We start from the raw sequence: 24761 nt of genomic DNA, 5'->3' as shown, positions 1-24761 counted from the left end.
GTCAGCGGCGAGGCGGCCTCCCTCGCCGGGCACCTGAAGCTCTCGAACCTGTGCTGGATCTACGACGACAATTCAGTGACCATCGAGGGCCACACCGAGCTGGCGTTCAGCGAGGACGTGATCCGGCGCTTTCAGGGTTACGGCTGGGCGACGATCGCGGTGGAGGACGCCAACGATTGCGAGGCGTTCGCGCGCGCGGTCGAGACCTTCCAAAGCACGCACGACCGGCCGACGCTGATCCAGGTCAAGAGCGTCATCGGCTACGGCTCGCCCCACAAGCAGGGGACCTCCAAGATCCACAGCGACCCCCTGGGCGAGGAGGAGGTTCGGCTGACCAAGCGCGCCTATGGCTGGCCCGAGGACGCGCAATTCCTGGCGCCCGACGCCGTGCGCGAACGCTTCGATGCGACGTTGGGCGAACGGGGCGCCCAGCTGCAGGCCGCGTGGGAGCGTGCGTTCACGGCCTACGCCGCGGCCGAACCGGCGCTGGCCGAGGAGCTCCGGCGCATGCGGGCCGGTGAGCTTCCTGAGGGCTGGGACGCGGATATCCCGATGTTCCCGGCGGACCCCAAGGGGATCGCCACTCGCGAGGCGTCGGGCCGGACGCTAAACGCCGTGGCGAAGCGACTGCCCTGGCTGATCGGCGGCTCGGCCGACCTGTCGCCCTCCACGAAGACCCGCCTGGAGTTCGATGGGGCCGGCGATTTCGAAGCGGCGAGCTACGGCGGACGCAATCTGCACTTTGGTGTCCGCGAGCACGCCATGGGCGCCATCGCCAACGGCTTGGCGCTGTCCAGCCTGCGTCCCTACACCGGCACCTTCTTGATCTTCAGCGATTACATGCGCCCACCGACGCGTCTGGCCGCCTTGATGGAGCTGCCGGTCGTCTTCATCTTCAGTCACGACTCCATCAGCCTGGGCGAAGACGGGCCGACGCACCAGCCGATCGAACAGCTCGCCGCCTTGCGCGCCATACCGGGGCTGATCACGCTGCGCCCCGGCGACGCCAACGAGACCGCCGAGGCCTGGCGGGTCATCCTTGCCCAGTCGGCGCGCCCGGCCTGCTTGATCCTGACGCGCCAGGCGCTGCCCATCCTCGACCGAACCCGATATGCCGCGGCGGCCGGCGTGGCGCGGGGCGCCTATGTGCTTGCCGACACCGACCGCCGGCCGCCGGAGCTCATCCTCATCGGCGCCGGCAGCGAAGTGCCCCTATGCGTGCAGGCCTATGAGGTTCTCGCCGCCGATGGCGTCAATGTGCGGGTCGTCTCGATGCCGTCCTGGGAACTGTTCGAAGACCAGGACGATGGCTACCGCCACGCGGTCCTTCCGCCGGAGGTTTCTGCGCGAGTAGCCGTCGAAGAAGCGGCCGCCCTGGGGTGGGACCGCTACGTCGGTCCCACCGGCGAGATTATCGCCATGCGCAGTTTCGGAGCCTCGGCCCCGATCCGGGCGGTGCAAACCAAGTTCGGCTTCACGGTCGAACACGTTCTTGCGGCGGCTCGGCGGCAGCTCGCGCAAGGCAAGGACCCGATCGAGAGGGGCCTCTGATGACCAATCCGCTGCTTCAGTTGTCGCAAGCCGGCCAGTCCATCTGGCTCGACTACCTCCACCGCAAGATCATGGAGAACGGCCAGCTGAAGCGCTGGATCGACGAGGATGGCCTGAAGGGCATGACCTCCAATCCCTCGATCTTCGAGAAGGCGATCGGGGAGGGTGGCGACTACGATGATCGTCTGAAGGCGGCGCTCGCGCACGACGATCTGGAGGCCGGCGAACTCTACGAGCGATTGGCCATCGCCGACATCCAGGCTGCCGCCGACCAGTTCCGCCCCGTCTACGATCGTCTCGAGGGCGCGGACGGCTATGTCAGCATGGAGGTTTCGCCCTATCTGGCGATGGATACCGAAGCCACGATCGCCGAGGCCCGGCGCCTCTGGCGCGCGGTGGATCGCCCCAACGTGATGATCAAGGTGCCCGGGACCCCTCCTGGAACGCCGGCGATCCGCCAACTGATCGCCGAAGGCGTCAACGTCAACGTCACTCTGCTGTTTGGCCTCGACGCCTACCTGGCGGTGTCGGACGCCCATATGGCCGGGCTGGAGGCGCTCAAAGCCGCCGGCGGCGACATCGCAAGGGTCCGCGGCGTGGCCAGCATCTTCGTCAGCCGTATCGACACCCAGATCGACAAGGAGATCGACCGGCGACTTGCAGCGGGTGCGGGCTCGGACGCAGCGGATCTGAAGGCGCTGCGTGGGAAAGTGGCCATCGCCAACGCCAAGATCGCCTATCGTCGCTATCAGGAAACGCTCGAAACGCCGCGCTGGAAGGCGCTCGCCGCAGCGGGAGCTGCGCCGCAGCGGCTGCTATGGGCGTCCACCGGCGCCAAGGATCCGGCCTTTTCCGACATCCTGTATGTCGAGAACCTGATCGGCGCGGACACCATCGACACGATGCCGGTCAAGACTCTTGACGCCTTCCGCGACCACGGGACCGTGCGGCCCAGTCTGACCGAAGATCTGGACGCGGCCGAAGCCATCCTGGCGCTCGCCGAGCGCCGGGACCTGGACCTGAACGGCGTCACCGATCGCCTGGTGGTCGATGGCGTTCGCCAATTCGCCGAGGCGTTCGACAAGCTGCTGGCCGCTGTGGCGCAAAAACGCGCCGAGATCCTGGGCGATCGGCAAAACCGGCAGACGATCACCTTGCCGCCGGAGCTGAAGGCGGCGGTGGACGAGGGCTCGGAGCGGGCGCGGGCGGAAGGATGGAGCCGACGCCTCTGGGCCAAGGATCCGACCCTGTGGACCGGCTCGGACGAAGCCGACGGGCTGGGCTGGCTCGCCGCGGCGCAGGGAGCGACGGTCGATCTCGCCGCCCTGGAGGCCTTCCAGGCCGAGGTGAAGGCCGGTCGGTTCGCTCACGCGGTGCTGTTGGGAATGGGAGGCTCGAGCCTGGGGCCCGAAGTTCTGGCCGACACGTTCGGGGCGCAGCCCGGGTTTCCGAGGCTGCTGGTCCTGGACTCCACCGATCCCGCTCAGATCCGCCGCGTCGAAGCCCAGATCGATCCCGCCACAACCCTGTTCATCGTCGCCAGCAAGTCGGGCTCGACCCTGGAGCCCGACCTGCTGCACCGCTATTTCCACGCGGTCGCCACCGCGGCGCTGGGCGAGGCCGAGGCATCCCGCCATTTCATCGCCATCACCGACGCCGGCTCGCCGCTCGACCAGATCGCCAGCCGCCAAGGTTTTCGCCGGATATTCCCGGGCCTTCCCGAGGTCGGCGGCCGCTATTCCGTGCTCACCAATTTCGGCATGGTCCCCGCTGCGGTGATCGGCCTCGACCTGAGCGGCTTCCTGCGTGCGAGCCAGGTCATGGCGCGCTCATGCGGACCCAGCGTCCCGCCGTTGGCGAACCCTGGCGTCCAGCTGGGCTTGGTGCTGGGGGTCGCGGCGAAATCTGGTCGCGACAAGGTCACCATCCTGGCGTCCGAAGGGATCGCGGGCCTAGGCGCCTGGCTGGAGCAGCTGCTCGCCGAGTCCACCGGCAAGGGCGGGCGGGGCCTTGTCCCCGTCGACGCCGAGCCTTGCGGCGCGTGGGAGGTCTATGGCCCCGACCGGCTCTTCGTCGACATTCGGCTCGCCGGCGAGCCCGAGCGGGAACGGGACACGCTCGTCCACGCGCTGGTGGACCGAGGTCATCCGGTCGTGCGCATCGCGCTGGCCAGCCGCGACACGCTCGGACAGGAGTTTTTCCGCTGGGAGATGGCCACGGCGATCGCCGGGGCGGTGATCGGTCTCAATCCGTTCGACCAGCCCGACGTCGAGGCCAGCAAATCCAGAACCCGCGCGCTGACCGACGCCTACGAGGAGGTTGGACACGCCCCGCCGGCCGAGCCGTTCTCGCGAGGCGACGGGCTCGCCTTGTTTGCCGATCCGCGTAACGCCGACGCCCTTCGGCAGTCCGCGTCGGGCGCGGCTGTCGAAGCTATTCTCGCGGCGCATTTCCGTCGCGCCCATGACGGCGACTACATCGGACTGCTCGCCTATCTGGATCGCAGCCCCGAGCACATCGCCGCCTTGCAGGAGGTGCGAAGCTTCATCCGAAGCCGCAAGAAACTGGCCACGGTTCTGGGCTTCGGGCCGCGGTACCTGCATTCCACCGGACAGGCCTACAAGGGCGGCCCCAACACGGGGGTGTTCCTGGAGATCACCGCCCAGCCCGCCGACGACATCGACGTGCCGGGCCGCCACCTGACCTTCGGCGTTGTCGAAGCCGCCCAGGCGGCTGGCGATCTCGAGGTCCTGGCGGACCGCGGACGGCGCGTTCTGCGGCTCGATCTCGGCGCCGATGTCGAGGTCGGCTTGCGGCAAATGGCGCGCGCCGTCGAGCGCTCCCTGAGTTGATGGATCGAGGATACGGGCCATGCAGTTGGGCGTCATCGGACTCGGCCGCATGGGCGGCAACATCACCCGACGGCTGATGGCCGGAGGCCATCAATGCGTGGTGTATGACCGCGACCCGGCGGCCGTAGCCAAGCTCGTTCAGGATGGCGCGGCCGGCGCGAGCGATCTCGCGGAGCTGGTCGCTGAGCTGCATTCGCCCCGCGCCGTCTGGGTGATGCTGCCGGCCGGCGAGCCGACGGACGCGACGATCAAGGCGCTCGGTGAGCTGCTGTCGGCCGACGATACGGTGATCGATGGCGGCAACACGTTCTACCGTGACGATATCCGCCGGGCGAAGGCCCTTCGGGCCAGGGGCCTCGCCTATGTCGATGTCGGCACCTCCGGCGGCGTCTGGGGGCTGGATCGCGGGTTCTGCATGATGGTCGGCGGCGAACCGGCGGCGGTCGAACGCATCGAGCCGATCCTCGCCACCCTCGCCCCCGGCCCGGGCCAGATCCCCCGCACCCGCCGGCCCGCCGGGTCCGACCCCCGCGCCGAGCAGGGCTATATCCACGCCGGGCCCGTAGGCGCAGGCCATTTCGTCAAGATGGTCCACAACGGCATCGAGTACGGCCTGATGCAGGCCTATGCCGAAGGCTTCGACATCCTGAAGAACAAGGCCTCCGAGGCCTTGGCGGAGGACGAGCGCTTCGATCTCAACCTGCCCGATATCGCCGAGGTGTGGCGGCGCGGCAGCGTCATCTCCTCCTGGCTTCTGGACCTCACCGCCCAGGCTCTCGCGGGGGACGCCAAGCTCGAGGAATACACCGGCGCCGTGGCCGATAGCGGCGAGGGCCGCTGGACCATCGAAGCGGCGCTCGAGGAAGCGGTGCCGGCTGAGGTGCTGGCCGCGGCGCTGTTTGCGCGCTTCCGCTCCCGCGAGGCCCACACCTTCGGCGAGAAGCTGCTGTCGGCCATGCGGTTCGGATTTGGCGGCCACGTGGAACCGGTGAGCGGAGGATGACCGCCAGGCCTCACGCGGCGGAGGCGCGGCGCATCGCGCGGCCGGCCCCGCCGTGCGTGATGGTGATCTTCGGCGCGGGCGGCGACCTGGCCAAGCGCCTGCTGGCGCCGGCGCTCTGCAATCTCGCCGAGGGCGGAGGCCTGGACGAGGCCTTCAAGGTGCTTGGCGTCGATCACAAGGCCAAGGGCGACGCCGCGTTCGCCGACGGCCTCGGAGCGTTCCTGCGTGGGCCCGGCGCCGACGGAGAGGGGACGTCCCGTCCGACGAAGGCCGCGGCCGCGGCTTGGAAATGGCTGGAAGAGCGGTTGTTCTACCAAGCGGGGGAGTTCGAGGATCCGGCCACCTATTCGGCGCTCGCCGCGCGCCTTGAGGCGCTGGGCGGCGAAGGCGGCGGCAATGTGTTGTTCTACCTCGCCGTGGCCCCGCGGTTCTTCGGCGACATCGTCGAGCGTCTCGCGGCGGCGGGCCTGACCCGCGAGGCGAACGCGCGTTTTCGTCGGGTGGTGATCGAAAAGCCGTTCGGAACCGACCTCGCCTCCGCCAAGGCGCTCAACGCCCGCGTCGGCAAATGCCTGGACGAGCATCAGGTCTATCGGATCGACCACTTCCTGGGGAAGGAGACCGTCCGCAACATCCTGGTGACCCGGTTCGCCAACGGCGTCTTCGAGCCCGTGTGGAACCGACTGCATATCGACCACGTCCAGATCACCGCCAGCGAGACCGTCGGGGTGGAGGGACGCGGCGGCTACTACGACCGCGCCGGCGCCTTGCGCGACATGGTCCCCAGTCACCTGTTCCAGTTGCTCGCGATGACGGCCATGGAGACGCCGAACACCTTCGAGGCCGATGCCGTACGGGCGGAGAAGGCCCGGGTCGTGGAGGCTGTGCAGCTCCAGTCGCTGAGCGAAGCTTCAGCCAATTCCGTGCGAGGACAGTACCGCGTCGGCCGGGTGAACGGCCGAGAGGTCGCAGACTACCGACACGAGCCTCGGGTGGCGGCGCGCAGCCACACGGAGACCTACGTCGCGTTGAAATTCACGATCGACAACTGGCGGTGGGCGGGTGTGCCCTTCTACCTGCGCACCGGCAAGGCCCTGGCGGCGCGAGATACCAGTGTCGCCATCCGCTTCAGGCGGGCCCCTGGGCATTTGTTCGGCCCGGTCGCGGGCCCGCCGGCCGCCAACACGCTGATCCTGCAGATCCAGCCGCACGAGGGCGTCTCGCTGGCGTTCGAGGCGAAGCGGCCAGGGCCCGACGTCGAGCTCGCACCGGTCCGCATGGACTTCCGCTACGCCGACTATTTTGCCGCCGCGCCCGCCAACGGATACGAGACGCTGCTCTATGACGCGATGATCGGCGACCCTACCCAATTCGCCGGCGCCCGGGAGATCGAGTTTGCCTGGCGGGCGGTGGAGCCGTTCCTGCAGGTCGGGCAAGATGCCGGCAAGGTCCACGGGTATGCCGCCGGCTCGGCGGGGCCGCGGCAAGCGGACGATCTCATGGCCCGGGATGGCCGGGCATGGCGACCTATCGGATGACCATTGTCTCGGAGCCTGGACCAGCGGCCCGCGGCGCTATCGCGCTGCTGATCGCCGATGTCGATGGGACGCTGGTTACGCCCGACAAGATTTTGACGCCCGCTGCGATCGATGCGGTGCGCCGTCTGGGCGAGGCGGGGGTCGGGTTCACCATCGTCTCCAGTCGTCCCCCCAGGGGCATGGCGCCGATCGTCGAACAACTCGACATCACCCTGCCGTTCGCCGCCTTCAACGGCGGCAGCCTTGTGGCGCCCAGCCTGACGCTCATCGAGGCCCACCGCCTGCCACAGGAGGCGGCGCGGACGATGCTGGCCCTGCTGTCGGCCCGGCATGTCGACGCGTGGGCCTATGCGGACGGCGACTGGCGTGTGCGGGACCCGACCTCGGCCTGGGCGCCGAGAGAGCGGCGCGCGCTCGGCTACGGCCCAACGCAGGTGGACAACTTCGACGACGTGATCGGGCGCATCGACAAGCTGGTCGGCGTCTCGGACGACGCGGCGCTGCTGGCGTCGGTTGAGGCCGCAGCCCGACAGCTCTTGGGCGCGACGGTGACGATCAACCGCTCCCAGACGTACGCTCTCGATATCACCCACCCGAAGGCCAACAAGGGCGAGGCGGTCAGGGGCCTCTGCCAACGGATCGGCGTCGATCTTCGTCGGACCGCGGTGATCGGAGACATGATCAACGACGTGGCGATGTTCGCTCAAGCGGGCTTTTCCATCGCCATGGGGAACGCCGCGGCCGAGGTGAAGGCTCAGGCGGACGCGAGCACCGACACCAACGAAAACGACGGCTTCGCCAAGGCGGTGCGCCGGTTCGTGCTCAGCCCAGCCGCAGCGCCCACGGGAGGACACGCGTGACTCCGCGCATCCGAGATATCCTCAGCTGGTACGGCGCCGATGACCCGGGAACGCTCAGCAATCTGGCCCGTCTGTTGAACCACGGCCGCCCGGGCGGCGCCGGCAAGCTGGTGGTTCGACCGGTGGCGGGCGGCGCGGCCGAGTTCGACGAGCACAGGCTGCCGGACGAGATTCGCTCGATTCACGCCGGCGGCGGGTTCGGCTCCATTCTGGGCCGCAACTCCTTCCAGCGGCCGAGGGCCGAGGCGCTCCACATGCTGCGCGCAGCGATGGACATCTATGCGGCCGCGTCGGCCGCGGCCGATGCGCGAGAGGCGCCATGAGCGGAGTCACGCGCCCGCTCATCGTGGCGAACTGGAAGATGAACGGCCTCAAGACCGCGCTGGAAGAGATCTCGACGGTGTCGATGGCGGTGCGGGAGGGCGCGGCCTCGGAGTGCGATCTCGTGGTTTGCCCGCCGGCGACCTTGATAGCTGCAGCCGCCCAGATTTGCGCCGGATCGCCGGTCGCCATCGGAGGGCAATCTTGCCACGAGCGACCATGTGGCGCCCATACCGGGGACATCTCGGCAGAGATGCTGAGAGACGCAGGCGCCGCCTTCGTCATCGTTGGCCACTCCGAGCGCCGTGTGGATCACGGCGAGACCGACGCGACCACCCGCGCAAAGGCAGAGGCCGCAATCCGCGCCGGCTTGGTCCCGATCATCTGCATCGGCGAGACGAGGGCTCAACGCGACGAGGGCTGCGCGCTCGCCGTGCTAGATCGCCAGGTCGCCAACTCCGTTCCGCCTCGGGCCGACTTCGCCGAGGTCGTCGTCGCCTACGAGCCCATCTGGGCGATCGGCGCCGGCGCCACGCCGACGCTTCGCGAGGTGACAGTTGCGCACGCTTCCATTCGAGCCGCGCTCAGCAAGATCCTACCGACGCAAGGGCCCGTCGCGCGCCTTCTCTACGGAGGATCGGTGACCCCGTCCGATGCGGCGGGCCTCGCGGCCGTCGAGAATGTGAATGGCTTGCTCGTCGGCGGCGCCAGCCTCATCTGTTCGGAGTTCCTGGCGATCACCACCGTGTACGACTAGCGCCGCTCGCCACATGAGCCCTCCCCTGATCATCGCCCCTTCGATCCTCGCGGCGGACTTCACGCGCCTCGGAGATGAGGTGCGCGCGGTGGACGCGGCGGGCGCGGACTGGATCCATGTGGACGTGATGGACGGCCGGTTCGTGCCGAACATCACCTTTGGTCCCGATGTGGTGAAAGCGATCCGCAGGAGCACCGGGAAGCCGCTCAACGTGCATCTGATGATCGTCGAACCGGAGCGCTTCCTGGAAGACTTCATCGAGGCGGGCGCCGATCACCTGCTGGTGCAGGCCGAACCGGGGTCGACCACCCATCTGCATCGGGTCCTGAGCCGCATTCGTCAGCTGGGCGGCAAGGCTGGCGCGGTGCTGGACCCGGCCACGCCGCCGGACTTTGTCGAATACGTGCTGCACCTTTGCGACGTGATCCTGGTGATGACGGTCAATCCCGGGTTCGGCGGGCAGCCCTTCTTGCCCGAGGTGCTGCCGAAGATCCGGTGGCTGCGGGGGAAATGCGATGCGCTCGGCCTGCAGACGGTGATCGAGGTCGACGGTGGTCAGGACGCCGCCACGGTCGGCGAGGTCGTGAAGGCCGGGGCGAGCGCGATCGTCGCAGGTTCCGCCATCTTCCATGCTGCTGACTACGGCGCGGCGATCGCCGCCATCCGGCGAGCCGGGGAAGCGGGGAAAGCCGCCGCGTCGTGAGTCAGTCCCCAGTGACGATCCTGGTCATGATGGGGGTCTCCGGGTCGGGGAAGACGACCGTTGGAGACCGGCTGGCGCACCGCCTCGGCTGGGCGTTCAAGGAAGGCGACGATCTGCACCCGCCAGCGAACATCGCCAAGATGAAGGCCGGGCAGCCGCTCACGGACGACGATCGCGCGCCATGGCTGGCCGCCGTGGCGCGCTGGATCGATGATTGGCGCCGAAGCGGCATCTCCGGGGTGATCACCTGCTCGGCTTTGAAACGCACCTATCGGCGAGTGTTGGCTGATGGCCGGCCGCAGGTCCGGTTTGTCTATTTGAAAGGCGACGCGGCGCTGCTGTCGCACCGGTTAGCCAGGCGCCGCGGCCACTTCATGCCGCCCTCGTTGCTCGCCAGTCAGTTCGACGATCTCGAGCCGCCGGCGCCGGAAGAAGGCGCCCTCGTCGTCGGTGTCGGCCAGCCTGTTGAGGCGCAGGTCGAGGCCATCGTCCGTTCGCTGGCGGCGTAGCGTTCGGATGCGCCGGCAGGCTCTGGGTGCGCGCACGCCGGCGCGCGCCAAGGACTGCTCCCGTCGCCGCCGCGTTCTCATGCGAGGCGGATCAAACATGTATGAACCATACTGTTTCTGGCGCACTATCTACATGCAGGCGTCTTGACCCGCCGATCGGTCGGATATCCTGGACTGGAGGCGAAGATGCGGACGGCGAATTCCAGCCACGATGCTCCCCGCGCCGCGCCCGAACCGGAAGTTTCCGGGGACGAGCGCCATGGCAGGTCCAGCCGCCCGGATGCACCCGGGCTGCGCATTAGAAGAGCCTATCAGGCGCGTGAACCCGGCGACGGGCGCCGGGTCTTGGTGGATCGGCTGTGGCCGAGGGGGCTGAGCAAGCACGACCTCGAGGATGTCCTGTGGATCCGGGACGTGGCTCCGAGCACCGGCCTTCGCAAATGGTTCGGTCACAAGCCGGAACGGTGGGCGGAGTTCCGCCGACGCTATTTCGCGGAACTTCGGGTCAATCCGGCGGTGAAAATCCTCCGCGACCTCATCGCCGCCGGACCGGTCACGCTGATCTATGGCGCACACGACGAAGTCCACAACCAGGCGGCCGCGCTCGCTGATTATCTCGGCCAAACTCCCGCCCAGGAGGATGGCCAATGACGAACTTGGCTCACTGGCCTCCTCCGCTGTCGCTGAAGGAGAGCCTCAATGAGCTCCGAGCGACCGTCGACTGCACCGTCAGCTATCGACGCGCGGGCCGGAAGCTGGCCGCCGCCTTCGTCCGCCGGGATCTGGCGGGGCTCAGGGCCGAACTCGAGTTCGAACGCATGATGTCCACGGCCACGGCCTGAACCAGAGATCAGGCCGGCTGAATCAGATCGTCAACACGGAGCGCCAACATGAACGAGCAACAGGTACTGCGGAGGCGCGAGGCCCCGCTCATCACCCCGACGGACCTCTCCGAGGATGCGACCCGCGACATCGGCGGCGCGATGAACGCCATCCTGGCCGATGTCTTCGCACTCTACCTGAAGACAAAGAACTTCCATTGGCATGTGAGCGGGCCGCACTTCCACGACTACCATCTCATGCTGGACGATCAGTCTGCCCAGCTGTTCGCCATGACCGATCCGATCGCCGAGCGGATCCGTAAGGTCGGCGCGATGACCTTGCGATCCATCGGCCACATCGCCCGTATCCAAAGAATTCAGGACAATGACGCCGACTATGTCGAGCCGACCGACATGCTGGCCGAGCTCTGCGAGGACAACCAGGCGCTCGCCGCCCGGCTTCGAGAAGCGCACGAGGTCTGCAACGAGCATCGCGACATCGCGACCGCGAGCCTGATCGAGACCTGGATCGACGAAACGGAACGGCGCACCTGGTTCCTGTTCGAGACCAGTCGGGCGCAGAGGTCGTCGCGTGTCCAATAGCAGAAAGCCTCCCCCTCCGGAGGCCGCCGACCTGCGCCGGCGCGCGCTCGCAAGGTGGGACAACGAGGGCGGTGCGAGCGGGGAGGGGCCTCAGGAGACCGCTCCTGAAGCGCCTACCGCGAAGGATCCGAACGGAGGCCAAGAGCTGCCGCGCGGCGCGGAGAAAGCGAAGCCGTAATGGCTGAACAATTCAAAGTTGGCGACAGGGTTAGCTGGAACTCGGAGGCGGGACGCGTCAGCGGCGAAATCGTACGGATTCATCGCGAGGACTTCTCCCACAAGGGTTACATCCACCACGCGAGCCGCGAGGATCCGCAGTACGAGATCAAGAGCAGCAAGACCGACCACATCGCCATGCACAAAGGCTCCGCCCTCTCCAAGCTGGGCGATTGACGACCCGGACCGGGCGATGCCCCGAAGGCCAGCCGATGACCGAAAGCCGCCCACCCGCCGCGGCTCCTGAACCTCTCGAGGCGAGCCTGACGCACGCGGACGACCGCCTGCTCCTGAGCCACTGGCTGCCGCCGCAGGAGGGCGTAGCGCCACGGGTGCGCATCGGCCGGCGGTGGATCAATATCTATTGGGCGCTGCCGATTGCCGGCGCGGGGCTGATGATCCTGATCGCCCTTGCGCAGAGCCTCCGCGAACTGCCGGCCATGCAGACCTTCATCCGCGAGCACCCCGGCATCGCCCAGGGAGCGCCCTCGATCGACACCGGCTTTCCCTGGTGGCTGCAGCTCCAGCACTTCGCCAACATGTTCTTCATGTTGTTCATCATCAGGGCGGGCCTGCAGATCCTGGCCGATCACCCGAGGCTCTATTGGCGGCGGGACTGCACGCCCGGAAGCGACTGGTTCCGGTTCCAGAAGCCAGTGCCGCAGGGGCGGATTTGGACTTCCAAGGACGACTCCGTGAGCTTGCCGTCGTGGTTGGGCATTCCGGGCGTCCGCCATTCCATCGGCCTGGCCCGCTGGTGGCATTTCTCGATGAACCTCCTCTGGGTCATCAATGGCGTGATCTTCTACGGCCTGCTGTTCTCCACCGACCAATGGCGGCGGCTGGTGCCCTTGACCTGGGACGTCTTCCCCGCGGCGCTCTCAACGGCCATCCAGTATGCGTCCTTGAATTTTCCGGTGGACCATAGCTGGACCCGCTACAACGGCCTGCAACAGCTCAGCTATTTCACGACCGTCTTCATCGCCGCCCCGGTATCGATCGCCACCGGGTTCATGCAGAGCCCGGCGATCTCCAACGCGCTCGGCTGGTTCGGGCGCGTGTTCAACCGCCAGGCCATGCGCTCGGTCCACTTCATCTCCTTCTCCTGGTTCGTGTTCTTCATCCTGGCCCACGGGATCATGGTGTTCGTCACCGGCATCCGGGAGAACACCAACCACATGTTCGCCGGGGTCGAGAACCAGTCGTGGGCCGGCTTTCCGTTCTTCCTGGCCGCCATGGCGATCCTGACCGCGGCCTGGCTGCTCGCCTCCCCATTCACCGTTCGGCACGCGCGGCTGGTGCAGCATACGGGCAGGTTTGTCGTCGGTTGGTTCAAGGGGCTGGCCGAGTGGTGGGACCCCCGCTCGCAGCTGACGGAAAAGGACATCTCGCCCTACTTCTGGTCGAACGGCACGCTGCCGAGTTCCAAGGCGTACGAAGACCTGGCCGCGGCGGGGTTCGCGGGCTTCAAGCTGCGCATCAGCGGCCTCGTCGAGCATCCGCGGGAGTTTTCGCTGGCCGAGCTCAAGGCTCTGCCGAAGCAGGAACAGATCACGACCCATTTCTGCATCCAGGGTTGGTCCGGCGTCGCCAAATGGGGCGGGGTCCCCATGCGCGAAATCCTGGAGCTGGTCAGGCCCACGCCGCAGGCGCGCTACGCCGTCTTCTACTCCCTTGCCGACGGCGCCGATGGCGGCCGCTACTATGACGTCCATCTTCTGCACAACATGCGTCACCAGCTCACCATCCTCGCCTATGAGATGAATGGCGCTCCGCTCAGCGTTCTTCATGGCGCGCCGCTCAGGCTGCGTTGCGAGAACGAGCTGGGCTTCAAGATGGTGAAATGGGTCGCCGCCATCGAGTTCCTCGACGACTTCACCCACCTGGGCGCGGGGCAGGGAGGCTATAACGAGGATCATGAGTTCTACGGCTATCGGATGCCGATATGAGCGGCGCCGGGAGCCGCGACGTCCAGGCCCCGGCCGGCCCGCATGAAAGTTCACACCGGGAGCGGCGTGCATTCTTCACGATCGGACACTCCACCCGGTCCATCGACGAGTTCACCGCCCTGCTGCGCGAGGCCGGCGTGGAGACCGTCGCAGACGTTCGGAAAATGCCACGCTCGCGCGCCAACCCGCAGTTCAACATCGATGTCCTGCCCGACGAGCTCGGGAACCGGCAGGTCGGCTATCGGCACATCGCCGCGCTCGGCGGCCTGCGGGGGCGATCTGCGGACATGCCCACCTCGCCCAACACCCTTTGGCGGAACAGAAGCTTTCGCAACTACGCCGACTACGCTCTGACGCCGCCATTCCGGGCCGGCCTGACGGAATTGATCCAGCTCGGCCAGGCGCGGACATGCGCGATCATGTGTTCCGAGGTGCTTTGGTGGCGGTGCCATCGCCGGATCATCGCCGACTATCTTCTCGCCGATGGCGCCACGGTGTTTCACGTTCTGGGCTCGAACGACATTCAGCCGGCAGTCCTCACCGATGGCGCGAGGCGGGTGGCTGGAGGCCTGGTCTATGGGACGCCCGACACGCTCGCGTCCCGATAGTCGGGAGGTCGCTCAGAGCTTGGCGCCGCAAGGAGAGCGGCGACCCGGCTGCGGAGGTGGGGCGCCAGGTCCTGCTCGAACCACGGATTGCGCCGTAGCCAAACGGTGCTCCGCCACGACGGGTGCGGCAGCGGGATCACCGCGGGCCCGTACGATCGCCATGCGGCGACGGTTTCGGTCATCGACCGCTTGCGGGTATCCCGCAAAGCCCACCGCTGGGCATAGGACCCCACCAACAGCGTCAGCTCCACCTTCGGCAGAGCGGACAACAGCGAGTGCCGCCACAGGGCAGCGCAACGCGGCGGCGGTGGATAGTCGCCCCCTTCGGGATTTGTCCCGGGGAAGCAGAACGCCATCGGGGCCACTCCGATGCGCGGATCGCCATCGAAGGTGTCGCGGTCTATTCCCAGCCATTCCCGGAGCCGGTCGCCCGAGGGGTCGTCGAACGGAATCCCGCTCTGATGCACGCGTCGCCCGGGCGCTTGGCCGCAGATCAGGAGCCGCGTCTCAGAGGCGACCCGCAGCACGGGCCGAGGTTCATGCTCAAATTCTCCGGCGCATGCGCGGCATGCCCGAATCTTGGACAGCAACGCCTCGAGCTGGGGCTGGTCCGGCGAGACGGTCACCATGAGCGCAGAATTCCCATCACATGAGGAGCTTCCAGGCGACGAAGAAGACCGCCACCATGATGGCGGTGAAGATCATCATGTTGACCAGCATGCGCATCATGCCGCGCTCATGTTCGTCGGTGATCTTCAGGGCGTCACAAACCATGTTGGATGGCGCCATGAGCAGGTGAAACATCGGGCGATCTCCTATCGAAGCTGGTTCGTGTCGATGCGTCCCACCAATCCGCTATCCGGGTCCCGGGGCTCGCGCAGGCCAGCGGTCAAAGGCGCCAGGAGCCAACCGGTCGACGTGACGGACCTGCCCACCTTACGAGGTCCCGCCGTCGTCGGCGGCCTTGCGGCGATGGAACTCGACGAAGAACCGCACCGGGCCGAGCGGTTCCACCTCATGCAGGATCGTGGGCTCCACGATGCCGGGTTCGCCCTGCGGCGTGAGCACCGTCTCCGAAGCTGGCCGGCGCGGGTCGGTGATCCGGTAGGCCAAACGCCCCTCGATCACGTGAATCAGGGCCCAGGCGCCCGCTTTGGTGGTGTGGGCGCGCAACAGCCCCGCCGGCACGGTTGTTTCGGTGAATTCGGCGGTGCGGGAATAGGCCCGAACATCGGCTGGCAGCATGCCGCACCTCAGTCCGCGATGGCGGCGTCGAAATCGCCGCTGGCCAGGTGCAGGCCCATCTGCAGGCTGCGGGCGATCATTTGCGACCTCTCGACGAAGATCGCCGCCGCGTCGGGCGGACACACCTCCTCGGCGGTCTGTTGGAACAGGTGCAGCCAGCGGGCGAAATGGGTCGGGCGGATGCCGCCGGCCTGGATGTGGGCCTGCATGGGCGAACCCTTGAAGCGGCCGGTCATCAGGGTCACCGACGACCAGAAATCGCACATCTTGGCCAAGTGCGGCGGCCAGTCATCCTCGGCGATGACGCGGTTGAAGATCGGTCCAATCGCCGGGTCTCTCCGCACCTTGGCATAGAAGGCATGGACCAGGTTGTGGATCATGGCCTCGGTCACAGGCGAGGCGGCGGCAAAGGCCTGGCGGCGGGCTTGGGCGGCGGGGTTATCCATGGTGGCCTCTGGCGGTGACCGGCTCAAAGATGTATGTATGATATTGCTTTCAGCATCGCCAGCCCTCAGGTGTCGCAGGGCAGGGGCGTCGCCGGAGACCTACGGTGTTCATCCTCACCGAACGCACGCCCAATCCGGACGCTCTGAAGTTCCTGCCGCACGTCGCCTTGACCTGCGGGGCCAGCCGCTGGTGCGCCAGCCCGGCCGACGCGCCGCTGGCGGCGCGGCTGTTCGCCTTGGATGGCGTGCGGCGAGTGTTCATCGCGCCCGACTTCGTCACGGTCACCCGCGCACCCGACGGGCCGGGTTGGACGGATTTGCGCTACGCGGTGATCTCGGCGATCGCGGACTTCATCGAGGCCGGTGAACCGGCCTTGGCCGACGATGGGTCGGCTGCAGCGACCGCGCCCGACGATGACGAGATCGCCTCCGAGATCCGTCAGGTGCTGGGCCTCTACGTGCGCCCCGGCGTGGCGCGCGACGGCGGCGACGTGCTGTTCGAGCGCTTCGAGCCCGAGACCGGGATCGTCTGGGTCAAGCTCCAGGGCGCCTGCGGCGGCTGCCCGTCGTCACGGCTGACGCTGAAGTCCGGGATCGAGCAGATCCTGCGCCGCTACATTCCCGAAGTCCTGCAGGTGGAGGAGGTGGCGGGCGAGGTCGCAACGCGCCCCCGGCCCCGTTGGGCCGGATGGGCCAAAGCCGCCGCCATGCCGCGGAAAGCCGCGCCTACCCTGTTCACCCATGCCGGCCGGCCAATCCGCGTCAAGCGACCCGGGTCTGCCGATCCGTCTGCGACAGTGAGCACGCGAATGTGATTGCGCCGAATTTTTCAATCAAATCAGAAGCGTAACTTTTTGACGCTCTCCTGACGGTATTTGACCTCACGGCGATAAAATCAGCTCGCAAATTCAACAGCCTCAGGTGCTCGGGAAATGATCGGGCGCGAATGGGGAGCGAGGCTCGGCGGCTGGACACGGGGGGCCCGGGAGCGCATTCGTGGCGGTCCTACGCAGCGACGCGGAGCGGTCGACAGAACCGGGGTGGGAAGGGCGCCGATACGTGATGGACAGCCTCACCGACGGTCAGCTGCGCGCCTTGCGGAATCTAGCCGACAAGCACACGGGAAATATCACCGTCTTCCTCAATATCGCTGACGCGCAGCATCTCACGCAATTGGGGTTCGCCACTCGCAGCCGGCAGGGCTGGGACATCACCCCGTTGGGCGCAGCCTACCTCGCGGGCCTCGACCGCGAGGCCAACGGCAGCGCCGTCACCCTGCTGCGTCCGACGGAGCATGAGGGAGAGTAGGCGCTCACGCCTTCACCGGCTTCTCGAGCTCGTAGAGCGCCTCGCCGATCAGCTCGAATTTTGCGCGCAGGTTGGCTTGCGCGTCGGCCAGCGCCTGATTGTAGAAGTAGGGCCCGATCCGCTCGGCGATGAAGTCGAGCAGGAACTGCACGTCGAACGGCGTGGCCTCCACCTCGAGCTCCTCCTTGAGGTAGGCTGAGAGCGCCCGGACCGCCGCCTCGCGGGCGTCCTTGGCGAGTTCGATGTTTGGCATGGGAGGTCCCCGGGTGGCAGTCATCCTCTACGGCATCCGCAACTGCGACACGATGAAGAAGGCCTGGACCTGGCTCGACCGGGCGGGCGTCGCCTACGCCTTCCATGATTACAAGAAGCTCGGCGTCGAGCCGGCGCGACTCCGGGCCTGGACCGGCGAGGTGGGCTGGCAGACGCTGCTCAACCGCGCCGGCACGACTTTCAGGAAGCTGCCGGAAGCCGACAGGCAGGACCTCGACGAGGCCAGGGCGATCGCGTTGATGGCCGCCCAGCCCTCGATGATCAAGCGGCCGGTGCTCGACCATGACGGCAAGCTCCTGGTGGGGTTCAAGCCCGAGGCCTATGCCGTGGAGTTCGGCTGACCGGCGGTGGCCGGGCGGCGGATTGGGACCGATACTGCGCCGCCGCATCCGTTCGGCGCGTCCGCGGCGACTAGGGAGGAGAGCGAGCGGGGAGGGCTCCGCGCGCGCCGATCAGGGGCCAAGGCTCATGTACTTCGACGACGTCTTCCGCAGCTACTGGTGGCTGTTGTTCCCCATCGGCTTCTTCGTCTTCGGGGCCTGGGACCGCTGGCTGGTCTACAAGCGCAGCCGCGATCACCTGGAGCTGATCAAGAGCTATCACGCCCAGGGCAAGGAGCCGCCGCCCGAGCTGCTGCGCGGCGCCGATCCCTATGCCGACCCGGCCTGGGGCGCTGGCGCGCCGCCGCCCTATCCCGGCCCCTACGGCTGGTACGGCCGGCGCATGTGGCGCCGCTACTACCGCTGGGGACCCTACTGGCAGTGGCGCAGCGCCTTCGTCACCGGGGCGATCGCCGCCGGCTTCTGGTTCGCCGCGGAGTATGCCAACATACCCGGGGTCGACTGGCCGTTCCGCTTCGTCGCCATCGTCATGACCTTCGTCTTCGCGGGCAACCTGATCGGGGCGATCTTCTCGAGCACCTTCCGTCCGAGATGAAGCCGGAGGGCCTCGACGAAACCCTCGTCGCCGCGGCCCAGGCGGGCTCGACGGAGGCGTTCTCGCGGCTCGTCGAGCGCCATCAGCAGGCGGTGCGCGCCTTCCTGCGCCGGGCGTGCGGCGACTGGGCGCTGGCCGACGACATCGCGCAGGAGGCTTTCCTCGCCGCCTGGCCGCGCATCGGACGGCTGCGGAGCGGTGCGAGCGTGAGGGCGTGGCTCTGCGGCATCGCCTACCGCAAACATCTGACCGCCCGCCGCTCGGCGCTGCGGAGCCGCGCCCGCGAGGGCGCCTACGAAGAGCGGGCGCCGGGCGAGCAGGCGGGCCGCCTGGACGACCGGCTCAGCCTCGAGCGCGCGATGGCCGCCCTGCCGCCGGACCAGCGCGCCTGCGTGGCGCTCTGCCTGGCGGGCGATTTCAGCCACGCCGAGGCGGCCGAGGCCCTCGGCCTGCCGCTCGGCACGGTCAAGAGCCATGTGACGCGCGGCCGTGCGCGCCTGCTGCAAGCCCTGGGAGTGCGAGATGAGTGACGCCGACGCCCGCCTGAAGGTGCTGTTCGCGGCCGACGAGCCGGCGCCCCGCGATCCGGCGTTCGCGACCGCGGTGATGGAGCGGCTGGTTCGGCGGCGCTGCCTCGAGGACCTGTCCTTGCTGGCCGCTGTGAGCGTCCTCGGCGGCGCCGTGCTCTGGGGCCTTTGGCCCGGGCTGCAGCCCGAGCTGGTCGCGATGTCGAACGCTCTGGCCCCGGCTGCGGGCCTGCTCGCGGCCGCGCTTTGCGGCGTCGCCATCTTCGCCGGCCGGCCCGCCCAAGCGATCATCGCGGAATCATGAGCAAAGTTTAAGTCGTCCACCTGCATCCGTAGGGCGGCGGCCGGGCCTCTTTCCCCGTAAGAAGCAGGGCGGCCCATGCCGTGCAGTTGAAGCAAAAGGGGAACCGATGATCGCGATAATGATCCTCCTGATCATCTTCGGCTCGATCACCGCGATGGTGATCGCACCGATGTATTTCCGCTCGCAGGAGCGGCAGCGAATGATGGAGATGATGCGGATCTCCATCGAGAAGGGCGAGCCGATGCCGGAGAACGTCACCGAGGCGATCTCCCGCACGGCCAGGGCGCGGCTGCCGCCGTCGCCCCAGCGGGACCTGCGCACCGGCATCATCTGGCTGGGCGTCGGCGTGGGCCTGGCGGCGATGGGCGTCGCGCTGAACTACGACGACCCCGACGCGACCTGGCCGATGATCGGCATCGCCTGCTTCCCGGCCTTCATCGGGATCGCCTTCATCGTCATGTACTTCCTCAACCGCGGGCGCGACTAGGCGGAGCCGGCTAGGGGAGAGGCCCATGGCGGGCTCCACACAGCTGAGGTTCGCCAGTCTCCACGACGTGGAGCTGTGCAGCCTGGCGGCGACCGGCGAGCGGCGAGCCTTCGGAGAGCTCGTGCGCCGGCACGGCTCGGCCGTGCGCGGCCTGCTGCGCCGCATGGGGGCGCAGCCCAGCCAGGCCGACGACGTGGCCCAGGACGCCTTCATCGCCGCCTTCGAGCGCATCACCGAGTTCCGCGGCGAGGGGACCTTCGCGGCCTGGGTGAAGCGGATCGCGGCCCGGCTCTACCTGAAGCGGCTGCAGCGCGAGCGCCGGCTGGGCGAGCTGGCCGCCGAGAGCGCGCAAGCCGACGAGCCCGTGGTCCACGGCGACGCGGAGGCCGCCATCGACCTCGACGGGGCGCTGAAGGGCTTGGCGGCGGGCGAGCGGGTCTGCGTCACCCTGTGCTTCGGGGCGGGGCTCAGCCATGCGGAGGCGGCGGAGGCCTTGAACCTGCCGCTCGGAACGGTCAAATCCCATGTCAAACGTGGTCTGGATAAGCTCAGAGCGCGACTGGCGCCGGCGGCAGGCGCTCTGGAAGGAAAACGCGGCAATGGCTGAGGTCGCTTTCGACCGCCGCCTCGAGCGGCTTTTCGCCGATGCGCCGGAATTGCCGGACGCAGGCGCCTTCGCCGCGCGCGTCGAGCGCCGGCTGAACGCCGGCTGGACCGCCCGGCGATGGCTGATCGGCGCCGCGGGCGTCGGCGGCGGCCTCATCGGCGCCAGCCAGATCGTGATGTCGAACCTGGTGTCGCGTGTGGAGAGCGCCGGGGATTCCGCGAAGGTCCTCAGCGCCGGCTTGACTCAGATCACCCCACGGGCCGAATGGCTCACGAGCGTCTACAGCGGGGGCGCTGTGGTGTGGATCGCATCGGCCCTGGCCATCGTGGCCATGGGATTTGCGCTCTCCCGCGTGATCGAGGAGCTCTAGTCCTTCATGTCATCTCATCGGCAGGAACGCCTGCGGCGGCTCGCGGCGCCTGACATTACGCAGCGTAAAGGCAAGACCCCGATCGTCTGCCTGACGGCCTACACCACACCCATGGCGGAGATCCTCGACGCGCACTGCGACCTGCTGCTGGTCGGCGATTCCGTGGGCATGGTGATCCATGGCCTGCCGAACACGCTCGGCGTCACCATGGAGATGATGATCCTGCACGGGCAGGCGGTGATGCGCGGCTCGAAGCAGGCCATGGTGGTCGTCGACATGCCGTTCGGCGCCTATGAAGGCTCGCCGGAGACCGCGCACGTCAACGCCGTGCGGCTGATCAAGGAAACCGGCGCCCAGGCCGTGAAGGTGGAGGCCGGCCCGACCGTGGCGGCGACCGTCGAGTATCTCGTCCAGCGCGGGATACCGGTCATGGGCCATGTGGGCCTGCGGCCCCAGGCGGTGCACCTGGAGGGTGGCTTCAAGGCCAAGGGCCGCGAGAGCGAGGAGCGGCGGCGGATCCTGCAGGAGGCAAGCGCCACCGCCGAGGCCGGCGCCTTCGCCCTGGTCGTGGAAGGGGTCGCCGAAGGCCTCGCGCGCGAGATCACCGAGGCGGTTTCGGTCCCGACCATCGGCATCGGCGCCTCGTCCGGTTGCGACGGCCAGATCCTGGTCACCGACGACATGCTGGGCCTGTTCGACTGGACGCCGAAGTTCGTCCGCCGCTACAGCGATCTGCGCGGCGAGATCTCGCGCGCCGTGGGCGCCTACGCCGACGACGTCCGCGCCCGCCGCTTCCCTGGCCCCGCGGAGATCTATTTCGCCAAGGCGGGGTGAGGCGCGGAGGAGAGATCCAGCGAGGTCGCCTCGCTCATGCCGAAGAGCGGCTCGATGCAGGCAAGGCGCCGGCGTCGGCGACCAGCATTTTGATCGCTTTGATTATCGGAAGAGGGTCGTCACGTTGCACGAAATGACCGCTTAGCGGCGCCCCGATGATCTCGGCCCGGGTCGACAAGCCGAGAAAGCCTCCCTGCAACTCATCCCATCGTTCCTGCAGCAAACTGCGAAACGCTGCGGGCATCATGGGCTGGTTGAGGAAAGTGCCGGCGGAGATGACCACAAGCGGAATGTCGCCAAGTGCGGTTATGGCGCGTCCTTCGGCCAGGCTGGTCGGAAAATCGATACCCTCGGGTGTCGAGGCGGCGTCGCGCCATCCTCCGGTCCAGAAGGCGCGGGTCTCCTGAAGTTGCGGAGGATCGCTGGCCGTCGGCGGCGGGAACAGCGGGCCGAACACATCGAATTGCCGATCGTTCAGCGAGTCCACGAGTAAAAGGCCCGCGACCTGGTGCGCGTGGCGATCGGCGAAGATACGCATGAGAAGGCCGCCGAAGGAGTGCCCCACCAGGATGTAGGGAGGAGGCAGCCCGGCCCTGTCGATCAGGACCTCCAGATCGTCGACCATGGCGCTCGCGGGACGGGGCCGCGGCGCCGGATCGCTGCTGCCGCGGTTGGCCCGGTCGTAGCTGAAAACCCGGGCGACGGAACTGACCCCTTGCCTGACCGCGGCCCACTCGCAGCTCTCGGCGCCCAGTCCGGTCTCGAGGATCACCGTGACCGGGCCTTTCCCGCTGCGCGTCAGCGCCAAGCTGCGGCCGCCGATGTCTACCCGTTCGGTGGTTTCGCTCGCGTCCAATCCGGGCTCCCCGGCTCTGTGAGGTCTCATGTTCAAATCCATTCGCAGCGACGATTCCATGCGGAGCTAGGCGCCGGCTGCTGACTGAAAGGAATTGCGCACCTACGCACCTCAGTCATACGCTGATGGATGGGTAGCCCCGCGGCGATCTGGGATCTTTACCGGACGTTCCTGGCGGTGGCGCAGGAAGGCAGCTTCACCGGCGCGGCGCGTCGGTTGCAGATCACCCAGCCAACCGTCGGACGCCAGATCAACAGCCTGGAGGCGATGTTGGGCACGGGTCTCTTCACGCGCTCGCCGCGCGGGTTGAAGCCAACGGAGGCGGGGCTTGATCTGGTGCCTCACGCCGAGGCCATGGCTTCGGCAGCCGCCGCAGCCCTCCGCGGCTCCTCGGCCGATGTGGACTCTATTTCCGGCGCCGTTCGGCTGGCCGCAGGCGACCTCGTGGGTGTCGAGGTGCTGCCACAGATCCTCGCAGAATTTTGTCACGCCCATCCTCAGATCGAACTGGAATTGGCGTTGTCCAATCGCAACGAGGATCTTCTGCGCGGCGAAGCCGACGTCGCCGTTCGGATGATGCGTCCCGTGCAGAAGGCGCTGCTTGCGCGCCGCGTCGGCGTGGCGCAACTGGGACTGTTTGCACACACGCGCTACGTCGAAAAGTTCGGTCTTCCGCAACACCCCTCCGAACTTGCTCGTCACCGCGCCATCGGCCCAGATCGCGATTTCCACGCCCTGCGCACGGGCGGACCGGTCGGCTCCAACATGCGGCGCGAGGATTTTCGTTTCCGGACCGATAATGTCGCTGCGCAGTTGGCGGCGATGCGGGCCGGCATCGGGATCGCCGCCTGTCACAAGAAGCTTGCGCAGCGCGACTCGAGCCTAGTCCCGGTCCTGCCCGAGATGATCGCCTTCGAACGCGAGATCTGGGTCGCAATGCACGAGGACGCCAGACGGGTACGTCGTATCCGCCTGTTGTTCGACGCCGTCGCCGCAGGCCTCGCCGCATACGCAAGTTCCGACTGATCGGTCGCGCGAAGCCGGCCGACCATACGCCTCGCCGCCCTGCGTCCGCCCCAATCCCCGCCCTTTCCCCATCGAGGGGAAGGGGAGACGGGCGCCTACTCGGCCGGCTCCAGCTTGCCGGCGCGGGCGATGACGCTGTCGACATATGCGCGGCGCGCGTCGAAGTCGCGGGCGATGGACTCGTCCTCGTCCTGCAGCGCCTGCACGTCGGCCTCGGCGAATTCCAGGATGCCCATCTCGCCGTAGCCCTTGCGGATCGTCTCCCCCCACAGGCCGATATCCTTCACGATCGGCACGATGCGGGTGAACAGGCTCGAGCGGAATTTCTGCATGAAGCCGGAATCGTACATGTGCGCGGCGCACTCGGCGGGATCGAGGCCCAGGGTCTTCCAGACCTCCACAGCATCGAAGCGGTCGCGCATCAGGTAGCAGGCCTCCAGCAGGAACTCCTCGCGCTCGTCGCGCTCCTTCTGGGTGAGCTGCGGGTAGTAGTCGCGCAAGGCCAGGCGGCCGAACGCCACGTGGCGGCTCTCGTCCTGCATGACGTAGGCGTTGACCGCCGCGGCCAAGGGGTTCTGGGCATGGTCGCGGATCTGCTGGAACGCGGCCAGCGCCAGGCCCTCGATCACCACCTGCATGCCGAGATAGGTCATGTCCCAGCGGGTGTCGCGCAGCACCTGATCGATCAGTTCCTGGAGGGGCGGGGTGATCGGATAGGCGACGCCGAACTTCTCCAGCAGGCGCTTGTAGCTCTCCACGTGGCGGGCTTCGTCGATCACCTGGGTGGCGGCGTAGAACTTGGAGTCCACGTCCGGCACCTGGGTGACGATCTTGGCGGCGCAGATCAGCGCGCCCTGCTCGCCCTGCATGAACTGGCTGATCTGCCAGGCCTGGAAGTGACGGCGCACACGCGCCTTGTCCTTGGCCGGCATGGCCTCGTAGCTCGCCATCCCCGAGATCGGCAGCATCTCCTCCGGCAGCTGCTCGGGATTGTCTTCGTCCAGTTCCTGCGACCAGTCGATCCGGGTCTCGGCGTTCCACTGCATCTCCACGCCGCGCCGGTAGAGATGCATCATCGTCTGGCGACCGTCGTCGTAGTCCCAGTTGAACCGGGCGTCGAAGGCCTGGGGCACCGACCAGACGGAGCCGTCGGGCGGGATCGCGTACACATCCTTGATCGACATCGGGGCGCTTTCTTGGGCTCTTCGGGCGTGACGTCGCGCACGCGCGAAACCGACGTTAGCCCAAGGC

At 67.7% G+C, this 24761-nt stretch carries 33 protein-coding genes; 26 read left to right on the top strand and 7 right to left on the bottom strand.

Annotation, left to right across the window (positions count from 1 at the left end):
* From VLI41_RS08615 to VLI41_RS08545, 15 genes are all read left to right on the top strand, one after another.
* A partial coding sequence (locus VLI41_RS08615) for a transketolase family protein (protein WP_325267662.1) occupies positions 1-1551 on the top strand: 1551 nt, incomplete at its 5' end.
* Entirely contained in the window at positions 1551-4403 is a 2853-nt protein-coding gene (locus tag VLI41_RS08610) for a bifunctional transaldolase/phosoglucose isomerase (RefSeq protein ID WP_325267661.1), read from the top strand. The genes VLI41_RS08615 and VLI41_RS08610, both read left to right, overlap by 1 nt.
* Before the next feature lie 10 nt (positions 4404-4413).
* Positions 4414-5406, top strand: a complete 993-nt coding sequence (gene gnd / locus VLI41_RS08605; RefSeq protein ID WP_325267664.1) for a phosphogluconate dehydrogenase (NAD(+)-dependent, decarboxylating) — start codon at positions 4414-4416, stop codon at positions 5404-5406.
* Between the two features lie 59 nt (positions 5407-5465).
* Positions 5466-6944 carry a glucose-6-phosphate dehydrogenase gene (zwf, locus tag VLI41_RS08600; RefSeq protein ID WP_325267660.1) on the top strand — a complete coding sequence of 493 codons (1479 nt, stop codon included), beginning with the start codon at positions 5466-5468 and terminating at the stop codon, positions 6942-6944.
* Positions 6926-7804 (top strand): HAD family hydrolase, encoded by an 879-nt coding sequence (locus VLI41_RS08595; RefSeq protein ID WP_325267659.1) that lies wholly within the window; start codon positions 6926-6928, stop codon positions 7802-7804. Before zwf ends, VLI41_RS08595 begins: the two co-directional genes overlap by 19 nt.
* Complete coding sequence (locus VLI41_RS08590; RefSeq protein ID WP_325267658.1) at positions 7801-8127, top strand: hypothetical protein; 327 nt, start codon at positions 7801-7803, stop codon at positions 8125-8127. The genes VLI41_RS08595 and VLI41_RS08590 overlap by 4 nt, the downstream gene beginning before the upstream one ends.
* Positions 8124-8882, top strand: a complete 759-nt coding sequence (gene tpiA / locus VLI41_RS08585) for a triose-phosphate isomerase (protein WP_325267657.1) — start codon at positions 8124-8126, stop codon at positions 8880-8882. Before VLI41_RS08590 ends, tpiA begins: the two co-directional genes overlap by 4 nt.
* Before the next feature lie 13 nt (positions 8883-8895).
* Positions 8896-9585 carry a ribulose-phosphate 3-epimerase gene (gene rpe, locus VLI41_RS08580; protein ID WP_325267656.1) on the top strand — a complete coding sequence of 230 codons (690 nt, stop codon included), beginning with the start codon at positions 8896-8898 and terminating at the stop codon, positions 9583-9585.
* Positions 9586-9596: 11 nt separating this feature from the next.
* A complete protein-coding gene (locus tag VLI41_RS08575) occupies positions 9597-10094 on the top strand; it encodes a gluconokinase (RefSeq protein ID WP_325267655.1) in 498 nt (165 codons plus the stop codon).
* A 186-nt stretch (positions 10095-10280) separates the two neighbouring features.
* A complete protein-coding gene (locus VLI41_RS08570) occupies positions 10281-10745 on the top strand; it encodes a DUF488 domain-containing protein (RefSeq protein ID WP_325267654.1) in 465 nt (154 codons plus the stop codon).
* Entirely contained in the window at positions 10742-10936 is a 195-nt protein-coding gene (locus tag VLI41_RS08565) for a hypothetical protein (protein WP_325267653.1), read from the top strand. The genes VLI41_RS08570 and VLI41_RS08565 overlap by 4 nt, the downstream gene beginning before the upstream one ends.
* A gap of 48 nt (positions 10937-10984) precedes the next feature.
* Positions 10985-11518, top strand: a complete 534-nt coding sequence (locus VLI41_RS08560) for a DNA starvation/stationary phase protection protein (RefSeq protein ID WP_325267652.1) — start codon at positions 10985-10987, stop codon at positions 11516-11518.
* Positions 11519-11695: 177 nt separating this feature from the next.
* Complete coding sequence (locus tag VLI41_RS08555; protein WP_325267651.1) at positions 11696-11911, top strand: DUF2945 domain-containing protein; 216 nt, start codon at positions 11696-11698, stop codon at positions 11909-11911.
* Between the two features lie 35 nt (positions 11912-11946).
* Complete coding sequence (locus VLI41_RS08550; RefSeq protein WP_325267650.1) at positions 11947-13683, top strand: molybdopterin-dependent oxidoreductase; 1737 nt, start codon at positions 11947-11949, stop codon at positions 13681-13683.
* On the top strand, positions 13680-14291 hold the full coding sequence (locus tag VLI41_RS08545) for a DUF488 domain-containing protein (protein ID WP_325267649.1): 612 nt from the start codon (positions 13680-13682) through the stop codon (positions 14289-14291). Before VLI41_RS08550 ends, VLI41_RS08545 begins: the two co-directional genes overlap by 4 nt.
* Here the strand turns inward: VLI41_RS08545 and VLI41_RS08540 are convergent.
* From VLI41_RS08540 to VLI41_RS08525, 4 genes are all read right to left on the bottom strand, one after another.
* On the bottom strand, positions 14258-14920 hold the full coding sequence (locus VLI41_RS08540) for a uracil-DNA glycosylase family protein (protein WP_325267648.1): 663 nt from the start codon (positions 14918-14920) through the stop codon (positions 14258-14260). The two genes, VLI41_RS08545 and VLI41_RS08540, sit on opposite strands and share 34 nt — an antisense overlap.
* A 16-nt stretch (positions 14921-14936) precedes the next feature.
* A complete protein-coding gene (locus tag VLI41_RS08535; protein ID WP_325267647.1) occupies positions 14937-15095 on the bottom strand; it encodes a hypothetical protein in 159 nt (52 codons plus the stop codon).
* 132 nt (positions 15096-15227) lie between these two features.
* Positions 15228-15536, bottom strand: a complete 309-nt coding sequence (locus VLI41_RS08530; protein WP_325267646.1) for a DUF1971 domain-containing protein — start codon at positions 15534-15536, stop codon at positions 15228-15230.
* Between the two features lie 8 nt (positions 15537-15544).
* Complete coding sequence (locus tag VLI41_RS08525) at positions 15545-15982, bottom strand: group III truncated hemoglobin (protein WP_325267645.1); 438 nt, start codon at positions 15980-15982, stop codon at positions 15545-15547.
* Positions 15983-16086: 104 nt separating this feature from the next.
* On the opposite strand from VLI41_RS08525, the gene VLI41_RS08520 reads away from it, so the two are divergent.
* Both VLI41_RS08520 and VLI41_RS08515 read left to right on the top strand, forming a co-directional pair.
* Positions 16087-16797, top strand: coding sequence for a NifU family protein (locus VLI41_RS08520; protein WP_325267644.1), 711 nt, complete (start codon positions 16087-16089; stop codon positions 16795-16797).
* 247 nt (positions 16798-17044) lie between these two features.
* The gene (locus VLI41_RS08515) at positions 17045-17290 is read left to right on the top strand and encodes a hypothetical protein (protein WP_325267643.1); all 246 of its coding nucleotides are present in this window, start codon (positions 17045-17047) and stop codon (positions 17288-17290) included.
* Between the two features lie 4 nt (positions 17291-17294).
* On the opposite strand, the gene VLI41_RS08510 is transcribed toward VLI41_RS08515, so the two are convergent.
* A complete protein-coding gene (locus tag VLI41_RS08510; RefSeq protein ID WP_325267642.1) occupies positions 17295-17543 on the bottom strand; it encodes a DUF2164 domain-containing protein in 249 nt (82 codons plus the stop codon).
* Positions 17544-17556: 13 nt separating this feature from the next.
* Here VLI41_RS08510 and VLI41_RS08505 point away from each other — a divergent pair, with 13 nt between their 5' ends.
* From VLI41_RS08505 to panB, 8 genes are all read left to right on the top strand, one after another.
* A complete protein-coding gene (locus VLI41_RS08505; protein WP_325267641.1) occupies positions 17557-17904 on the top strand; it encodes an ArsC family reductase in 348 nt (115 codons plus the stop codon).
* A gap of 127 nt (positions 17905-18031) precedes the next feature.
* Positions 18032-18499, top strand: coding sequence for a hypothetical protein (locus VLI41_RS08500; RefSeq protein ID WP_325267640.1), 468 nt, complete (start codon positions 18032-18034; stop codon positions 18497-18499).
* The gene (locus VLI41_RS08495; protein ID WP_325267639.1) at positions 18496-19029 is read left to right on the top strand and encodes an RNA polymerase sigma factor; all 534 of its coding nucleotides are present in this window, start codon (positions 18496-18498) and stop codon (positions 19027-19029) included. Before VLI41_RS08500 ends, VLI41_RS08495 begins: the two co-directional genes overlap by 4 nt.
* The gene (locus tag VLI41_RS08490) at positions 19022-19330 is read left to right on the top strand and encodes a hypothetical protein (protein ID WP_325267638.1); all 309 of its coding nucleotides are present in this window, start codon (positions 19022-19024) and stop codon (positions 19328-19330) included. Before VLI41_RS08495 ends, VLI41_RS08490 begins: the two co-directional genes overlap by 8 nt.
* A gap of 118 nt (positions 19331-19448) precedes the next feature.
* Positions 19449-19817, top strand: a complete 369-nt coding sequence (locus tag VLI41_RS08485; RefSeq protein ID WP_325267637.1) for a DUF6249 domain-containing protein — start codon at positions 19449-19451, stop codon at positions 19815-19817.
* A gap of 25 nt (positions 19818-19842) precedes the next feature.
* The gene (locus tag VLI41_RS08480) at positions 19843-20424 is read left to right on the top strand and encodes an RNA polymerase sigma factor (protein ID WP_325267636.1); all 582 of its coding nucleotides are present in this window, start codon (positions 19843-19845) and stop codon (positions 20422-20424) included.
* Entirely contained in the window at positions 20417-20794 is a 378-nt protein-coding gene (locus VLI41_RS08475) for a hypothetical protein (RefSeq protein WP_325267635.1), read from the top strand. The genes VLI41_RS08480 and VLI41_RS08475 overlap by 8 nt, the downstream gene beginning before the upstream one ends.
* A 6-nt stretch (positions 20795-20800) precedes the next feature.
* On the top strand, positions 20801-21628 hold the full coding sequence (gene panB / locus VLI41_RS08470) for a 3-methyl-2-oxobutanoate hydroxymethyltransferase (protein WP_325267634.1): 828 nt from the start codon (positions 20801-20803) through the stop codon (positions 21626-21628).
* A 34-nt stretch (positions 21629-21662) separates the two neighbouring features.
* Here the strand turns inward: panB and VLI41_RS08465 are convergent, their stop codons facing one another.
* Complete coding sequence (locus tag VLI41_RS08465; protein WP_325267633.1) at positions 21663-22484, bottom strand: alpha/beta fold hydrolase; 822 nt, start codon at positions 22482-22484, stop codon at positions 21663-21665.
* Positions 22485-22613: 129 nt separating this feature from the next.
* Between VLI41_RS08465 and VLI41_RS08460 the strand changes: the two genes are divergently transcribed.
* The gene (locus tag VLI41_RS08460; RefSeq protein ID WP_325267632.1) at positions 22614-23510 is read left to right on the top strand and encodes a LysR family transcriptional regulator; all 897 of its coding nucleotides are present in this window, start codon (positions 22614-22616) and stop codon (positions 23508-23510) included.
* Positions 23511-23605: 95 nt separating this feature from the next.
* On the opposite strand, the gene VLI41_RS08455 is transcribed toward VLI41_RS08460, so the two are convergent.
* On the bottom strand, positions 23606-24694 hold the full coding sequence (locus VLI41_RS08455; protein WP_325267631.1) for a ferritin-like domain-containing protein: 1089 nt from the start codon (positions 24692-24694) through the stop codon (positions 23606-23608).
* Positions 24695-24761 lie beyond the last annotated feature (67 nt).

The sequence above is a fragment of the Phenylobacterium sp. genome (assembly GCF_035475775.1).
Lineage (GTDB): Bacteria > Pseudomonadota > Alphaproteobacteria > Caulobacterales > Caulobacteraceae > Phenylobacterium.
The sequence above is the reverse complement of the archived record's forward strand: the minus strand, read 5'-3'. Positions and strand labels throughout refer to the sequence as shown.

Excerpts from the sequence above, each read along its gene's own strand:
- VLI41_RS08565 (WP_325267653.1), top strand. The coding sequence starts at position 10,742 with ATGACGAACTTGGCTCACTGGCCTCCTCCGCTGTCGCTGAAGGAGAGC.
- VLI41_RS08510 (WP_325267642.1), bottom strand. The coding sequence starts at position 17,543 with ATGCCAAACATCGAACTCGCCAAGGACGCCCGCGAGGCGGCGGTCCGG.
- VLI41_RS08610 (WP_325267661.1), top strand. The coding sequence starts at position 1,551 with ATGACCAATCCGCTGCTTCAGTTGTCGCAAGCCGGCCAGTCCATCTGG.
- VLI41_RS08475 (WP_325267635.1), top strand. The coding sequence starts at position 20,417 with ATGGCTGAGGTCGCTTTCGACCGCCGCCTCGAGCGGCTTTTCGCCGAT.
- VLI41_RS08595 (WP_325267659.1), top strand. The coding sequence starts at position 6,926 with ATGGCGACCTATCGGATGACCATTGTCTCGGAGCCTGGACCAGCGGCC.
- VLI41_RS08570 (WP_325267654.1), top strand. The coding sequence starts at position 10,281 with ATGCGGACGGCGAATTCCAGCCACGATGCTCCCCGCGCCGCGCCCGAA.
- VLI41_RS08515 (WP_325267643.1), top strand. The coding sequence starts at position 17,045 with ATGGACAGCCTCACCGACGGTCAGCTGCGCGCCTTGCGGAATCTAGCC.
- VLI41_RS08490 (WP_325267638.1), top strand. The coding sequence starts at position 19,022 with ATGAGTGACGCCGACGCCCGCCTGAAGGTGCTGTTCGCGGCCGACGAG.
- VLI41_RS08485 (WP_325267637.1), top strand. The coding sequence starts at position 19,449 with ATGATCCTCCTGATCATCTTCGGCTCGATCACCGCGATGGTGATCGCA.
- VLI41_RS08550 (WP_325267650.1), top strand. The coding sequence starts at position 11,947 with ATGACCGAAAGCCGCCCACCCGCCGCGGCTCCTGAACCTCTCGAGGCG.
- VLI41_RS08500 (WP_325267640.1), top strand. The coding sequence starts at position 18,032 with ATGTACTTCGACGACGTCTTCCGCAGCTACTGGTGGCTGTTGTTCCCC.
- VLI41_RS08535 (WP_325267647.1), bottom strand. The coding sequence starts at position 15,095 with ATGTTTCACCTGCTCATGGCGCCATCCAACATGGTTTGTGACGCCCTG.
- VLI41_RS08560 (WP_325267652.1), top strand. The coding sequence starts at position 10,985 with ATGAACGAGCAACAGGTACTGCGGAGGCGCGAGGCCCCGCTCATCACC.
- VLI41_RS08455 (WP_325267631.1), bottom strand. The coding sequence starts at position 24,694 with ATGTCGATCAAGGATGTGTACGCGATCCCGCCCGACGGCTCCGTCTGG.
- VLI41_RS08545 (WP_325267649.1), top strand. The coding sequence starts at position 13,680 with ATGAGCGGCGCCGGGAGCCGCGACGTCCAGGCCCCGGCCGGCCCGCAT.
- rpe (WP_325267656.1), top strand. The coding sequence starts at position 8,896 with ATGAGCCCTCCCCTGATCATCGCCCCTTCGATCCTCGCGGCGGACTTC.
- VLI41_RS08460 (WP_325267632.1), top strand. The coding sequence starts at position 22,614 with ATGGGTAGCCCCGCGGCGATCTGGGATCTTTACCGGACGTTCCTGGCG.
- VLI41_RS08480 (WP_325267636.1), top strand. The coding sequence starts at position 19,843 with ATGGCGGGCTCCACACAGCTGAGGTTCGCCAGTCTCCACGACGTGGAG.
- panB (WP_325267634.1), top strand. The coding sequence starts at position 20,801 with ATGTCATCTCATCGGCAGGAACGCCTGCGGCGGCTCGCGGCGCCTGAC.
- VLI41_RS08530 (WP_325267646.1), bottom strand. The coding sequence starts at position 15,536 with ATGCTGCCAGCCGATGTTCGGGCCTATTCCCGCACCGCCGAATTCACC.
- VLI41_RS08495 (WP_325267639.1), top strand. The coding sequence starts at position 18,496 with ATGAAGCCGGAGGGCCTCGACGAAACCCTCGTCGCCGCGGCCCAGGCG.
- VLI41_RS08555 (WP_325267651.1), top strand. The coding sequence starts at position 11,696 with ATGGCTGAACAATTCAAAGTTGGCGACAGGGTTAGCTGGAACTCGGAG.
- VLI41_RS08540 (WP_325267648.1), bottom strand. The coding sequence starts at position 14,920 with ATGGTGACCGTCTCGCCGGACCAGCCCCAGCTCGAGGCGTTGCTGTCC.
- zwf (WP_325267660.1), top strand. The coding sequence starts at position 5,466 with ATGGTGATCTTCGGCGCGGGCGGCGACCTGGCCAAGCGCCTGCTGGCG.
- tpiA (WP_325267657.1), top strand. The coding sequence starts at position 8,124 with ATGAGCGGAGTCACGCGCCCGCTCATCGTGGCGAACTGGAAGATGAAC.
- VLI41_RS08525 (WP_325267645.1), bottom strand. The coding sequence starts at position 15,982 with ATGGATAACCCCGCCGCCCAAGCCCGCCGCCAGGCCTTTGCCGCCGCC.